Annotated in this window: 10 protein-coding genes; 3 read left to right on the forward strand and 7 right to left on the reverse strand. The window is 37.4% G+C overall.

Going from position 1 to position 15,797, the window contains the following annotated elements; all coding sequences use genetic code 11:
* Positions 1–388: 388 nt before the first annotated feature.
* Positions 389–1,303 (reverse strand): dihydrodipicolinate synthase family protein, encoded by a 915-nt coding sequence (locus tag ACOH2D_RS16300; RefSeq protein WP_449535901.1) that lies wholly within the window; start codon positions 1,301–1,303, stop codon positions 389–391.
* Between the two features lie 246 nt (positions 1,304–1,549).
* Between ACOH2D_RS16300 and ACOH2D_RS16305 the strand changes: the two genes are divergently transcribed.
* Positions 1,550–2,395, forward strand: coding sequence for an AraC family transcriptional regulator (locus tag ACOH2D_RS16305; RefSeq protein WP_449535902.1), 846 nt, complete (start codon positions 1,550–1,552; stop codon positions 2,393–2,395).
* Positions 2,396–2,625: 230 nt separating this feature from the next.
* Here the strand turns inward: ACOH2D_RS16305 and ACOH2D_RS16310 are convergent, their stop codons facing one another.
* The 5 genes from ACOH2D_RS16310 to ACOH2D_RS16330 form a co-directional block, all read right to left on the reverse strand.
* On the reverse strand, positions 2,626–3,840 hold the full coding sequence (locus ACOH2D_RS16310) for a M24 family metallopeptidase (RefSeq protein ID WP_449535903.1): 1,215 nt from the start codon (positions 3,838–3,840) through the stop codon (positions 2,626–2,628).
* Positions 3,841–3,853: 13 nt separating this feature from the next.
* Positions 3,854–5,101: an NAD(P)/FAD-dependent oxidoreductase gene (locus ACOH2D_RS16315; protein ID WP_449535904.1), complete on the reverse strand. Its 1,248-nt coding sequence runs from the start codon at positions 5,099–5,101 to the stop codon at positions 3,854–3,856.
* Entirely contained in the window at positions 5,102–7,354 is a 2,253-nt protein-coding gene (locus ACOH2D_RS16320; protein ID WP_449535905.1) for a prolyl oligopeptidase family serine peptidase, read from the reverse strand.
* 12 nt (positions 7,355–7,366) lie between these two features.
* Complete coding sequence (locus ACOH2D_RS16325) at positions 7,367–8,374, reverse strand: 4-hydroxyproline epimerase (protein ID WP_449535906.1); 1,008 nt, start codon at positions 8,372–8,374, stop codon at positions 7,367–7,369.
* Positions 8,375–8,481: 107 nt separating this feature from the next.
* Positions 8,482–10,008: an aldehyde dehydrogenase (NADP(+)) gene (locus ACOH2D_RS16330; protein WP_449535907.1), complete on the reverse strand. Its 1,527-nt coding sequence runs from the start codon at positions 10,006–10,008 to the stop codon at positions 8,482–8,484.
* A gap of 323 nt (positions 10,009–10,331) precedes the next feature.
* Here ACOH2D_RS16330 and ACOH2D_RS16335 point away from each other — a divergent pair, with 323 nt between their 5' ends.
* Complete coding sequence (locus tag ACOH2D_RS16335) at positions 10,332–13,382, forward strand: SusC/RagA family TonB-linked outer membrane protein (protein ID WP_348036965.1); 3,051 nt, start codon at positions 10,332–10,334, stop codon at positions 13,380–13,382.
* A gap of 6 nt (positions 13,383–13,388) precedes the next feature.
* On the forward strand, positions 13,389–14,780 hold the full coding sequence (locus ACOH2D_RS16340; protein ID WP_348036967.1) for a RagB/SusD family nutrient uptake outer membrane protein: 1,392 nt from the start codon (positions 13,389–13,391) through the stop codon (positions 14,778–14,780).
* Between the two features lie 517 nt (positions 14,781–15,297).
* Here the strand turns inward: ACOH2D_RS16340 and ACOH2D_RS16345 are convergent.
* The gene (locus tag ACOH2D_RS16345) at positions 15,298–15,540 is read right to left on the reverse strand and encodes a DUF4372 domain-containing protein (protein WP_449535908.1); all 243 of its coding nucleotides are present in this window, start codon (positions 15,538–15,540) and stop codon (positions 15,298–15,300) included.
* Positions 15,541–15,797 lie beyond the last annotated feature (257 nt).

Below are 15,797 nucleotides of genomic sequence, written 5' to 3' on the forward strand. Positions count from 1 at the left end.
TTTTACACATCTGAATCGAATAAACCATATATTCTAAATGCCCACTTAGGACTTCTGTAACTAAAGAAACAAATACATTTAAAACAGAAAGCAAAGAAATCTCATTAACTAAAGACAAATAGTTATTGAGATTCCTGGATTCATTCTATTTAATTTTAAATAATAAATACTAATTAAAGGATAGGCCTACTAGAGATTTTTGTAATCTGGTAAAGTAGGCCTTTTAGACTATCCTCAAATGTCTTTATAGCATATTTTTTTCGTTTCCGATTAACGGTAAACGTGGTGCTCGTACATTTTTAAGTACCCTTACCTGTATAAACCTCAATACAGATTATTAGCTTCGATTTAATGATCAATGCCAAATATTAAGTAAATGATTGACCTACTAGAGATTTTTGTAATCTGGTAAAGTAGGCCTGGTTTTTAGGCTATCCTCAATTGTTTTTATGGCATATTTTCTTTCTTCTCCGTTGAGCGGTAAACGTGGTGCACGTACATTTTCAGTACCGAGACCTGTATAAACCTCAGCCAATTTTATGTTTTGCACTAATTCTGGAACAATATCCAATTCGAATAAAGGCATAAACCATCTATGAATGTCTAAGGCTTCCTTAATACGACCAGCTTTAATCAACTCGTACATGGCAACGGTTTCTTCAGGAAACGCACAGACTAATCCGGCCACCCAACCATCAGCTCCAAGCACCATACTTTCAAAAGCGATGGTATCCACTCCTGTCATAATTTTTAACCGATCACCAAAACGATTTTTTATTCTGGTGATATTCATCGTATCGCGTGTTGACTCTTTTACCGCTTGTATAGTGTCATGTTTTAATAACTCATCAAACATTTTATGGGTGATTTCAATTTTATAATCCACAGGATTATTGTACACCATTATTGGTAAAGAGGTGTTTTTAGCAACCGAGTTAAAAAACTCCAAAGTCTCTCTATCTGTAGACTTATAGCGCATTGGGGGCAACATCATTAAGCCTGATGCACCGTCTTCTTCAGCCATATTTGCAGCCTTTACCGCATTTTTTGTAGACTGCTCCGCCAGCGTTATCATGACAGGCACTTTCCCATTAACCAACTCTACGGTCGTTTTCGTTAAACTGCGTTTCTCCGCTTCCGACAAAGTACTCGCTTCACCTAAAGTACCTCCCAAAACAATGCCGTGAACACCAGCATTAAGTTGCGCTTTAAGATTGGTTTCAAACATTGCAAAATCTAAAGTATCGTCATCATTAAATTTTGTTGTGACTGCTGGCATAATGCCTTCCCATTTTACGGTCATAAATTTTAGTATTATTAATGTTAATGTATAATAACAAAGCTAATTAAGAAAGACATTGAGGGATAGTGCTTATTTATCAAGTGCTAATACTATATTGTCCTTCATGTCAGAAATAATGTTTTTTATGAGTAGTTTTGAGGCCGACTCACAACCCAATCTCATTATTAATAATTTTTAGAAAAAATCACAACAGACTCCTATTGTAGAAACCAGTCTGTTCAAAAATCATATATAAAATCAGACCTAATGAAAGTCCTGCCATTTAAAATACCAAAACCAGAACATGATGCTTTAGTTTATCAAGAAGATATAGGCGAATTATTCTATGACCAATTACACCAACATGAAGAGATTCAGGTGAGTTATGTTATTAAAGGTGAGGGTAAGCTAATTGTTGGAGACACCATCAATTTCTATAAACCCAATGATATTTTGGTCATTGGAGGCTATTTGCCACATCTACTTAAAAGTGACACCAGCGTTCATAAGCAATCGAAAATGTTAAGTTTGTTCTTTAACAAAAACTCCTTTGGTGAAAAATTTTTCGAATTGGAAGAGACTAAGGCTTTACAATCGTTCTTCACGAGAGCAACACATGGCTTTAAAGTGATTTCAGATAAGGAAGAAATAGAGAAGTTATTTTTAAAGTTGCGCTCTTCCGAGAAACTTGATCAGTTCTTAATTTTGTTGGAAGTTTTAAAGTTGGCATCTAATAGTGAATACAAAAGCTTGTCTTCTTTTATTTATGAAAAACAATATTCAGACTATGAAGGAAATCGAATGCGTAATATATTTGAATTCACGATGAGCAACTTCAACACTAACATTTCTTTAGAAGCGGTTTCTGAGAAGGCCAACATGACAAAAAACGCCTTTTGCAAGTACTTTAAAAAACGGACAAATAAAACGTATTTCCAGTTTTTAACCGAACTACGTGTCGAACATGCCACTAAGTTATTATTATCAAAGGATAAATACACCATTGCCGAAATAGCCTATGAATCGGGGTTCAAAAACATATCTAATTTCAATAGACAATTTAAAGAAATAAAGAAAAACACTCCTTCCGATTTTAGAAAAGACAAATCTTAATCTTTTATTGATTTTATTAGCTTATCGGTAAGGACTCCAGTGTTTTGAAACATTTGAGTTAGAAGTTTACAAATTGAAAATGAGCTGCTGCCAAAACATCACCCCTCACTATCAACCACTAAAAAAGAGCATCTCAATCAATTATAAACTTCTATGAATTAGAGAAAAGTATAATTTCAATTGAAATGCTCGATCTGTGCTACTGTCCTTGAGTCAACAAAGACTTAAATTTATACTCCGAACGGATTCTCGATAGACTGCATAGGTTCTGTGAACCATTTTGGTCCCTGATTCGTCATATATATATGGTCTTCATGTCGAATTCCAAATTGGTCTGGCACACATAGCATAGGCTCTACACTAAAACACATGCCTGGCTCTAAAACTGTCTCTTCATTTCTAACCACATAAGGCCATTCGTGAATATCCAATCCAATACCATGCCCTGTACGATGAGGCAGCCCTGGCAAATCATAATCAGGTCCAAGACCGTGCGCTTCTATAACCACCCTTGAAGCATCATCTATAGATGAAAAAGTGTTTCCTAACTGGGCGGCTCTAAAGGCTGCCAATTGGGTTTCTTTTTCTACATTCCAAATACGTCTTTGCAATTCGTTAATTGCACCAAACACATAGGTGCGCGTAATATCAGAGAGATAACCATGCAATTGACAACCAGTATCTATTAACACAACTTCTCCGTCTTCCAAATTCTTAGGAGCCTTTACGCCATGCGGAAAAGAGCTATCCACACCAAACAACACAATGCAAAAATAAGACCCTGAAGAAACCCCATAACGCTTATGTGCTTCGTGAATAAAATCGGTTACTTCTTTAGCGCTTATACCAACATGTAGGATTCTAGCAACAGCTTTCTGTACTTCTAATGTAATGTTCATGGCATGCTGAATGATAGCAATTTCAGCTTCAGATTTCACCATTCTGCAACCTGCAGTTATAGGTTTAGCGTTAACAAGTTCAAATTTCGAATTTGCTTTTGCAATACCATCGCTAATAAAAAAAGGCGTGCTCTCATCAATAAAAACGGTACCATTATTCACACCATTTTCAGAGCATACCTGAGCCAATAATTGATAAGGACTTTCGTGTTCTTCCCAACAATGGATTGTCCCTTCCACCTCCATAAAATCTAAAATTGTTCCTTCTTCAAATTTAGGAGCGATATAGTGCAAACTTCCATTTGGAAATAGCAACGCACCAACCAAACGTTCGCTGGAATTCCATTTGGTTCCTGTAAAATAGTACAGATTTGTCCCGGCATGTAAATACATCACTTGCCCTTTTTGATCTTGCATTAATTTACAAGCTTTCTCAATGCGCGAATAAAACTCGCTTTTTTGTATTGGTTCTACTAAATGTGCATTTGGTACAATAGCACTTAATTCGGCTTCAATTGTACTCCTACCGATTCCATTTGTTTTCATGTTTTCTTGAATTTTAAAAGGTTCTATCGGGATTAAATGGGGCTAGATTTAATGAGGTTTCTTTATTTGAAATGACCTCTGAAACCAATTTCCCAGTAGCAGAGCCCATCCCCCAGCCCATCATGGCATGTCCTGTTGCTATAGTTAGGTTAAGACACTTCTTTGACCTTCCTATATAAGGCAAGCCGTCAGGTGATACCGGTCGCAACCCCGCCTGTACATTATCCTTTTCCTCCTGATTTAATAGGATTCCAGGATAATAGTTGGTTACGGCATTGGCAATGGCATCAACTCTTGCTGCATTAATATCATGATTAATCCCTGCTATTTCCATTGTCCCCGCAAATCGTGTGAACCCATTCATTGGTGTAACCGCTACTTTTGCTTCGGACAATATGGCTGGAATGGATATCCCCGTATCTTGATTTGTATTCATTCGATACCCTTTTCCAGCTTGTAATAACAATTGCAAAGATAGTTTTTTACCTAATAATGCACTCCAAGAACCTGCAGCAAGAACGAACTCATCGGCTTGATAGTTTTTTCTGTTGGTTTTAATAGAGGTGATATTTCCTTTTTCCAATTCGATATCAGTCACCTTTTCATTGGTAAAAAATTCAACTCCAGAGCCTTTTAGATAGGTTTTCATATCGGTCATAAACTCTTGTGGGGTCATATGCGAATCACATTTAAAATAAGTAGCGCCCATTATATTAAATGATACATTAGGTTGCAATTGTTTCAAATCCTCGAGACTGATTTCTGAAGCTTCTAATCCAATTTGGCGCGCTAAATCTGCTACTTTAATTTCTTCTTCGAGCATCTTTTCAGATTGGCACAACATCAACAATCCCTTTTTTTCGTATTGAAATTGAAAATTTTCATCTTCCTTTAAACTACGATACAGTTCTTGGCTTAATAGGGTAATGTCTCTAATTATTGGAATGGATTTGTTCACATGTTTCGCCGTACAGGATTTATTGAAGGCTAGGGTCCATTTTAAAAAATCAGCATCCAATCGTGGTTTAATATACAATGGACTGGATTTATTAAACATCCATTTAATTCCCTGTTTCATTACTCCGGGAGCTGCTAAGGGGAGAAAATGGCTAGGCGATAAAAAGCCGGCATTAACGTAGGAGGCGCCCGCATCTAAATTGGATTGATCTATAATAGATACTTTATGACCTTCCTTGTGAAGATAATAAGCAGAACATAAACCGATAATTCCGCCGCCAATAATAATAACTTCCTTGTTCATTTATTCTAAATTAAAATCCCAAATCGGCTTTACGCCCAATAGATGTTCTACAAAATAGTTCCATTGTCTTTTCATAAAATATGACCGCGCTTTACCTTCAAAACCATGACTCTGACTTGGCAAGATCAACATATCAAAATCCCTATCTGCATTTACCAAAGCCTCGGCCAATTTGAAGGTTGCTGAAGGGTTTACATTTTCATCAATCCCCCCATGAACCAATAAGAGTTTTCCTTTTAAATTCTTTGCATTTGTGATATTTGATACCTTCTCATAGGTTTCATCAACTGGCCATCCTTGGTACATCTCAGGCCACCACACTTTTTCCATTCTAAAATCATGATCAGCTGCGCTTGCAACCCCAACCTTAAAAAAGTCTGGAAAGCCTAACATGGCTCTTCCCGTATCGTAACCACCAGCGGAATGTCCAAAAATCCCCACCCTTTCAGTATCAACCCAACTGAATTTTTCGCCTAAATATTTGATTGCCAAAACATGGTCTTCTAAGTTGTTTTCCATGTTCTTATAAGAATGGTCATGAAAGGCCTTCGATCGTCCCGAAGTTCCTAAACCATCCATTTGCATAACGATAAAACCTAATTCCGATAATGCCTGATTGGAAAATGCCACATCAAAAGATTTCGGAAACCTTTGCGTATGCGGTCCGGTGTAAGTAGCATCAATTAAAGGATAGGATTTTGAGGCGTCAAAATTTGTAGGTTTCCATAACGCTCCGTAAATGGTCGTTTTATTATCCTTAGCGAGAAGTTGAAATACTTCTGGCGAATTCCATCCTTTTGCCGCCACATGAGCGATATCCGCCGCCGACAATTGCGTTATGATTCTACCTGTTTTCGAAGCTCTTAAAACAGTTTTTGTTGGCATGTTTACGGTGGAATAATTGTCAACAAAATATTTGCCATCTTTTGAAAACGACACTCTATGATGTGTGTTTTCTGGAGTCAATAATGTCATTTTCCCTTTTAAGGCAACTTTATATAACTGTTGATGATATGGATTGTTTCCAATTTCTTTCCCCGAGGCCAAAACATAAATGTCACCAGAAGATTTATCAATGAAACTGATGTCGTTAACGTAAAAATCTCCTTTGGTAAGTGCCGAAATTTCATAAGTTTTTAAATCCACACTATATAATTGCCTCCAACCACTTCTTTCCGAAAGAAAAATTAATTTCCCTTTCTCTTCTAAAGTAAAATATGTGAAATTATCAATATTAGTTGGACTTGTTTCTTCAATTAATGTTCGCTCTGTATGGGCGTTTAAATCGACAGTTTTTACATATTCCTTTTTGTAACCACGTTCAATATAATTTGCATAGAAAACACCAGATTTATCCGACCATTTAATGGAGAACCGATTCAAATGGGTGAATTCTGGGAAATTCGTTTTTTGCTCTTTTTTAGTATCTATATTGTAAAAAATGGCCCTTTCCTTTACCAGGGTTGTATCTCCTGGCGATCCTCTATAATAGGAAAGTAACTTTGGTTTGTATAAAGAATCTTGACTCCAATCGAGCAGATACATTTTTTCGGCAATACTTAAATCAATTCGTTTGGTTGACAACCATTTGGAATCTGGAGACCAGTTAACGGCAAAACGTCTTGGACGCTCTCCATTTTCACCTTCTATGATATCATACCAGCCATAATAAGTTCCATACTCATAGCCCTTCTTACCATCAAAACTTAATTGGTGAACTTCATTTGATTCAGTAGATTTTATATAAAGATTATAATCTTCCGTATAAGCGATCCATTTACCATTAGGCGATTTACTTTCAAATGGCGTCTCCGCCACTTTACTTTCTTCCTTAATCTGAAGGCTGTAATTTTCTAAATTCAAAACATAAGCCTTGCCCAGACTCAGAAAAGACAAATGTTTTTCGTCATCATACTCAATGTTCCGAAGTGAAAAATCCGTCGGTTTAATTTCTTCTCCAAAGGTTTTTTGAAATGCTTCAGATAGCTTTCCATGGTCAAATAATGGTTTGACCTTATGTTCTTTGAAATCAACTGTTTTATAAACTTTTCCCTTTCCAGAATACTCGATAAACCACAGGCCTAAACCATTCTCAAACCAATTGACAGAGGTGTGGGTATTGAAAATTGTTTTATTGTTAAGATTATCATTTAAATAACTTACCGCTCTTCCATAATCTTCTTGGGTTAAATTTTGCGACTGTAATGGCGCTGATAATATCAGCAGAAAAAAAACATAATAAAAATACTTCATCTTATCTAATTTTTAAATGACCTGAAATCCAAATGCATACGGATCATCTTCATCAATAATAATAGTGTTATAGCCATACACTTTTGCCCAACCTTGCACACTTGGAATAATGGCTGGCTTTCCGTCTAATGTGGTCTCTTCAACCACTATCCCTACAAACTTACTACCTATAAAACTTTCGTGGATGAATTCCTCTCCTTTTTTCAAAGAACCTTTTGCATGGCGTTGGGCCATAACCGCGGAGGTACCTGTGCCGCAAGGACTTCTATCAATAGCTTTATCGCCATAAAAAACGGCGTTTTTTGCTGTAGACGTTGCATCCGTCGGTTTTCCTGTCCATAGTATATGTGATACATCCTTGATAGATTCATTTTCTGGATGTACAAACATATTCGGATATTTTTGATTGATCTTATCTCTCAAAACTTGAGAATATTGAATCAATTTACCCGCGGTAAAATTTTGTACTCCTGAAAAATTCTGCTGTGGATCTATAATGGCATAATAATTTCCGCCATAAGACACATCGAAAGTAAGTTGCCCCAATTCAGGACAGTCAATGGTTAAACCCTCGGCGGCTAAATAACTTTTAACGTTGGTTAAACGTACCCAATCCACTTTGTTTCCTGTTTTCTTATATTCAATTTCCACTAATCCTGCAGGCGCCTCCATGCGTATCCGTCCTGGAACCTTTGGCGTTATTAACCCTTCTTCAATCACTATGGTTATTGTGCCAATTGTACCATGTCCGCACATGGGCAAACAACCTGAGGTCTCAATAAATAAAATGGCAAAATCATTTTCGGGGTTATGGGGCGGATAAAGAATGCTCCCACTCATCATATCGTGCCCACGAGGCTCAAACATCAGGCCTTTACGAATCCAATCATATTCCTTTAAGAAATGTTGGCGTTTTTCACTCATCGTTTTTCCAACTAAATGAGGCCCGCCCTCTTTAATTACTCTTACTGGATTTCCGCAAGTATGTGCGTCAATACAAACAAATGTGTTTCTATTCATTGCTTTATTAACTTCATTAGGGTAAATTTTATAGTTTTGATTCTTAGTATTATTGGTCGCTACAATTCAGGACTTTTAGTCTTTCAGATCAGATCCTCGTTAGACCTCTATCGCTTTAAAGCGATTGGCAATAACTCATTAGGGAAAGACTGATAACTCACTGGTCGGACCCATCGTTTTATGGCGTTGGTTCCTACCGATGTAAATCTTGAATCGGTTGATGCTGGATATGGACCGCCGTGCTGCATTGATGGACACACCTCAACGCCTGTTGGGACGCCATTAAAAATGATTCGACCCACTCTATTTTCAAGCGCATCAATAACATCGTAAAGATGAACATAATCTTCTTTTTCGGCAATTATAGTTCCCGTTAATTGCCCGTCCAATCCATTAATAATTTCGATTAACTCCTCTTGATCTTTGGCCCTAACCACTAATGCAAATGGTCCAAATGCTTCAAGATGTAATTTCGGGTTTGCCAAAAACACTTTCCCTGAAACACTTGTTATTTGTGAAGGCGCTTCGTTCGCGTCGATAGTTTGCTCAACTTTCGCAACGACCACAGTTCCCGCTTGAGAAGACACAATATTTACATTTTCAACAAATGCTTTCTTTATGTCTGGATGCAACATATACTGCGGAGCAATAGCTATTGTTTTTTTAGCTAAATCGTTGATGAACTGTTGTGTTTTATCATCTTCAATAGTTAATAACAATCCAGGTTTGGTACAAAATTGTCCTGCCCCCGTAGTAATAGAGCCAGCAAAAGCTGTTGCAACAGCTTCAGACCTATTTTCTATGGCTTTTGAAGTTATAATTACAGGATTAATACTTCCCATCTCAGCAAAAACGGGAATTGGCACTTTACGTTGAGAGGCTATATCGAAAAGAGCCCTACCTCCTGAAATACTTCCCGTAAAGCCTACTGCTTTAACCTTATCGTGCTTTACTAATTTAACCCCAACCGTTCTTCCACGTCCCATAATATTTGAAAAAACGCCATTTGGCATTCCAGTTTTTTCCGCTGCTTTAATAATGGCCGAAGCCACTAACTCAGCAGTGCCTGAATGCATGGCATGTGCCTTAACAATAACTGGGCATCCGGCGGCCAATGCGCTCGCGGTATCTCCTCCTGCAGTCGAAAAAGCCAAAGGAAAATTACTTGCCGCAAACACCACTACTGGACCTAGTGGGATTAGTGTACGTCTTAAATCATCTTTAGGCATGGGCGCCCTTTCTGGCATTGCCTCGTCAATTGTGTTTTCTCTCCAATCTTCATTTTCTACCAAGTCTGCGAAAGCGCGCAATTGAAATATGGTTCTTCCACGTTCGCCAATCGCTCTGGCTTCTGGCAATCCGGATTCTGTAGTGTACGCATCAATCAATTCCTGATCCAAAGCCAATATCTCATCGGCAATAGCATTTAAAAACGCTGCTCTTTTCGCACCAGAAACTTTTCTGTAGATTTTAAATGCACCCCAAGCCAATTCAACAGCTTCATCAACCTCATCAGAAGTTGCTTCATAAAATGCTGTTGGATTTTGAATATTAAGCTTCGGATTTATGGTGTGATGTGTTTTATCACCACTGGCTTTTAACGTTTTTCCGATATAATTTTTTCCTGTTATCATTTGCAATGACTTTAAATTAACTGAATATCAATCACTTACACTCATATAGTGCACGAGTGTTTTATTGTATGGAATGTGATGAATTGAATACACCGAAATCCACCGCACGTGTTCACTAAACAAATATGTATTCAAAACCGATAAACATGTTCTGATAAAAACAAATTTAGAGGCATCACCCTGATTATAATAATAGGCTATTATCCACAACTAATACTATAATATCGTATTGTTAAAAATTTAACATATTCAGGATTAAAAAGTTGATTTATTTAAAAAAAATATATAATGTTTGTTAAATAAGAATTTAAAATATCAACATAATGGAAAGAAAATTAAATGGAATTTTTACCCTTTTATTAGTGGTGTTGGCGCAACTTACCTTTGCGCAGCAAAAAGCCGTTTCAGGAACCGTTACCGACGAAGAAGGCTTGCCTATGGTAGGTGTAACTGTACAAGTTCAAGGAACGAATTCAGGTACTTTAACCGATTTTGATGGTAACTTTACCATCCAGGCTTCTAAAGAACAAATTTTGATCTTTAAGTATGTAGGATTTGCAATGCAACAAATTACCGTTGGAAACTCAAGCAATGTAAATGTTACCATGTTAGTCGACACTGCAGCATTGGAGGAGGTAATTATAATGGGGTACATATCAAAACGAAAGGATGATATGACAGGTTCTGCAGTTCAATTAGGCTCAGAAGTATTACGACAGACAACCACTGTTTCTGTTGATCAGGCTTTACAGGGGAAAGTGGCTGGATTGAATGTGAGCACGACTTCGGGTACGCCTGGAGCTACTGCTGACATCCGTATCAGAGGAAGAAGCTCCATTACTGCGGGCAACAGCCCTCTTTATGTTATAGATGGCGTCCCAATCACGAATGAAAACGTGAGTGGTTCTGCTAGTGGATCGTCGCTGTCTGCTCTGGCAAGTTTGAATACTAACGATATTTCAAGTATAACAGTTCTTAAGGACGCTTCCTCAACTGCGGCTTATGGTGCACGTGGAGCAAATGGAGTTATAGTCATAACCACTAAAAATGGAGCAGCTGGAAAAACGACCTATAATGCAAGTTCATCTTTTGGTTATTCGAATGACGCGATAAAAGGACCGCAGGTTCTGACCGCAGCAGAAAGAGAAATGTTGTTTTATGAATCCCTCTATAATAGTTATGGGGCCAGTAATGGATTTACTAAGGGTGATGCAAAGCAATTTTACCTCAATAATTTAAATTCATTCGGAAACGATTATGTGGTTTGGAATGAGGCAGGAAGGCCTGAAGCCAATTGGGCAAAGGTAATTACCAATAGTAATGCACCTATTCAAGAACACAACCTTTCAGTCACTGGAGGCGGAGAAGATCATAATTTTTATGCCTCCGTTGGATATTTTGATCAAGAAGCCACAGTAATAGGTTCAGATTTTCAACGTGTTTCAGGATCATTAAACCTTACAAAGAAATTTAATGAGAAACTATCATTTAGCACTTCAAATACGGCATCACACAGTTACCAGGATGGCACTTTAGAAGGAAGCGCTTATTTCTCTTCTCCTCGTGCAGTTAAGTTTTTTATGCCGCCCACTTATGAACCCTATAATAAAGATGGGTCAATCAATCTTAATACAAATTTGCCAAACCCTTTGTGGGTTGCTGAAAATGATATTGATATCAACAGGCTCACCCGAATTCTTTCAAATAATTCTATAACCTGGCAGACTCCTGTTGAAAACTTATCCTTTAGCAGTAGAGCTTCTATCGATTATCGCATTACAAATTATAAAAGATACAGAAACCGAATATCCGGTGATGGCGCGGGCACCAATGGATATGGGTATCAATCGCACAATAGCTCTACCAGTTATGTGTTTCAAAACAGATTGGATTATAAATGGTTAACAGGTCCTCATTCTTTAGACTTTACCGTTTTACAGGAGTACCAAAAAAACAGAAGGTATTTGTTAGAAGCAGATGGAGAAGAATTTGGTACTGACGGATTATCAAATCTTGCGTCAGCAGGTTCTCCAACTCTTGCATCTTCTCAATTTACAGATTGGTCAGTTGCGTCTTATATGGGAACCGCTTCTTACTCTTTCGATAACACCTATGTGTTAAACGGAACTTATAGAAGAGAGGGAAATTCAAGATTCAGTCCTGAAAATCGATGGGGTGATTTTTATTCCGTTGGTGCTGCCTGGAACTTACATAGAGCCGCCTTTTTGGAAGACTATACAAATGTAAACATGCTGAAATTACGTGCTTCTTACGGCGTCACCGGTAATGCAAATATTGATTTAAATAAATATCAGGTTCTATTCGGATATAGCACTAATTACGGCGGTACTGCAGCTGCTTTCCCGTCACAATATGGAAATAGCGATTTAACTTGGGAAACGAGCCACACGCTTGATCTTGGCATCGATTTCGCCTTCTTGGAAAACAGATTGGATGGATCTATAGCCTATTACTCAAGAGAGTCTAAGAATCTTCTTTTAGATGTGCCATTATCTTTCACCACAGGGTTTAATCAACAAACCAGGAATATTGGCCGAATGAGCAATAAAGGGTTTGAAGCTGAATTGAGTTATGCTATTGTGAGATCAGAGGGTTTTAATTTAACCTTGGGAGGAAATATAGCAGTTAACAAGAATGAAGTCCTAGAATTGGCTAAAGATGCTGCCGGGAAGGACATCACCATTACCACCGTTACCCAACGCGTAGAAGTTGGTGAACCTGCATATGCCTGGTATATGCCAACATGGTCGGGAGTTAATCCTAATACCGGAGTTGATGAATGGTATCTTAATGGAAAGGACGGAGAAACAACTACCAACTTTAATCAGGCGGCAAAAGCTTTCCAGGGAGGAAGCGCACTTCCCGAGGTTACTGCTGGCCTAAATTTTCATGTAGATTATAAAGGTTTCTTTATTGACGCAAGCGGATTTTACCAAGGTGGTCATAAAGTTTATGAGTCTTGGCATTTATACACCCACCAAGGGAATGCCTATTCTCTTAATTTATATCAAGGCATAAACACGGTATTAGACAGATGGCAAAATCCAGGGGATGTTACAAGATATGCCAAAGTACAGAATAGTTATGAGCCATGGAGATACAACTCCAAATTTCTATTCGACGGAGCCTTTGCGAGACTAAGAAACCTAACTTTTGGTTATGATTTTTCTGATCAAATCAACAAGGCTGCGGGCATAAATAATGGAAGAATCTATATTCGTGGAACAAACTTGCTAACCTGGGTCAAGGATGATAACCTTGTATGGGACCCTGAGGTAAATGCTTCAGGATTCACAGATATGTTCACTCCACCCACCAAATCCGTCATTTTAGGTGTTAATTTTAATTTTTAAAATATTATGAAAAAAATAATCAATAAAATAGTATTTACCTTACTCATAGCCATTCCTGTGCTCATGGGTTCGTGCACCACTGAGGACCTAAACCCTACCTTGGAACAAAATAAAGAAGGCAGTGAAGCAATTGTTACAACTGCCGATCTTGAAGGCATCCTTAAAGGAGCCTATAACAGAATGACCAACTTTGAGTATTATGGTCGTGACTATATTGTAACTAATGAAGTCCGCACTCCTAATACCTGGGCTAATGGAAGATCTGGTCGTTTTACAACAGAAGCAACATTTGCCTATAATTCAAATGGTCAATATATTTGGGACAATGCTTATGCAGTCATTGCCAGTGCGAACATTATCATAAATACGGATATTGCAAGTCTCAAAGATTTTTCGGCAAATGGAGACTATGCAAAACATCTTCAAGGGCAAGCATATGCTATAAGAGCATTAGCACATTTTGATCTTGTTAAGGTATATGGACAACAGTATGTTGATGGTGGATCTGGTTTAGGCGTGCCTTATTTACTGGAATTCAAAGCAGGGGATGGAATCCCTTCTCGTGGAACTATTGTGGACAACAAAACTCAATTGTTTATTGATGTTAAAAACGCCTTTGAATTTATGAGTGATGATTTTTTCGATGATTCAAAAGTGTTTATTTCTAAGTATACTTCAAAGGCATTAGAATCTAGAATGGCAGTTTGGTTTGAAATGTGGGAAGTTGCAAGAGATGCTTCACTAGCGGTTATCAACTCCAAGCTATACTCCATTATCACTGAAGACCAATACGTTAGCTCCTTTGCAACTGGTAGTGCCAAAAACTCAATATTTGAACTGGCTTTTGATAGCACTGATAACGAAGGAATTAATGGCTTGGAATTCATTTATAGAGGCGCTTCTTATGGAGATATCTCTGTGACTCCGAACGCCTATAATCTACTTTACAGCGCAAACGATGTAAGGAAGAATATTTTGGGAACCGAACAAGTAGGCTCTAACCTCAGGCTGAGAAACCTAAGAAAATATCCAGAGAGAAGTTCAAATGTCACCTTATTTAGGTACGAGGAGGTGATTCTGAATATGGCCGAAGCCCAAATGAAGCTGAATGAACCACTAATGGCTCTTGCTTATTTAAATATGATTCCTGAAAACAGAAATGCAGAAACTTACACTGTGGCAACCATTGACAATATTTTGAAAGAAAGAAGAAAAGAATTTCTTTTTGAAGGGCTATATTTTTGGGATCTACAGCGGTTAAAATTGGACATCATTAAGGTTGATCCAGAGCAGAACATTCAACAAACAATTCCTTATGGAGATTTCCGAAGAATACACCCTATACCCCGCGCTGAGCTTGATGCCAATTCAAATATTGTGCAAAATCCTGGTTATTAATAATTATAAATTTTCATCATAGTTAGAAATTGACTGTTTTGGATCCTCACCTGTGAAAGAACAAATTTAGATTTAGCTATCCAAAGCAAACTAAACTAAATCTTGAGGGCTTTAAGAATAAGCGGTTGTTAATAGATTTAATTCTATTTTCAATCGCTTTTCTTTTGGTGGTATTCTGAGTCTTAGTTCTGTGTTTTTTAAAAAAGCTTTTAGAGACGAACGATTAAACTCCTTTGATGGTGACTTAAAAATCATTAATGGCCGATAAAAGATAAAACCACTTGATTTTAATTTTCGTGTTTTATGATTTTTCGAAATCAGCTACCAATTAAAAGATAATTGTTCTTGCTCAGCTTTATCAATAATCCAGTCTTTTTCCGGGTTTTCTAGAAATTTCATTACATTGATGTAATTGAAAAGATGGATTTTACAGAATCTGACCAAATTTGAAAATGCCCAATTGCGCTTTAGTTTCTTCTTTAGCACAGCAAACAAAGGATTGACCATCTAAACACAATTAAATCTGCTGAAAACCAATCGTTTTTCCTGATAGACCAAGCATTGCACCAGATATTTGCCGAAGTGATATACACTTTGAAAATGAACAAAAAAGCATACTTATCAAATGGTCCTTTGTGGTAAATCGTTTGATGTAACGATCTGAATCACATTTTTTGACCTCTTTTCTTACCAAAGAATCGTCTATTAAAGAAATCAGCTGTCCGAAAACAGACTTACTATTATTTCTTATTAAAGTCAATTTCTTCCATTAGCCTAGCTCCTCTTATCCGCACTAGACGCCTCAAACCCCACCAAATTAAAAAAAATTCTCTCATTCTTGAACGGAAACGTTCGCCGTAACTCTCTTGAATTTCTGCGGCGTTGAGGTTGGCGTGCATTGTGTTTTGTCGCTTTTAAAATCAACTTATCAAACTTTTCAACTTCGAAATCAGCCTAACAACTTATCCACATACTACAATTAATAGCAATACATAGCTACATTTATGAGTAATTTTG

Source organism: Gelidibacter sp. (assembly GCF_053579655.1).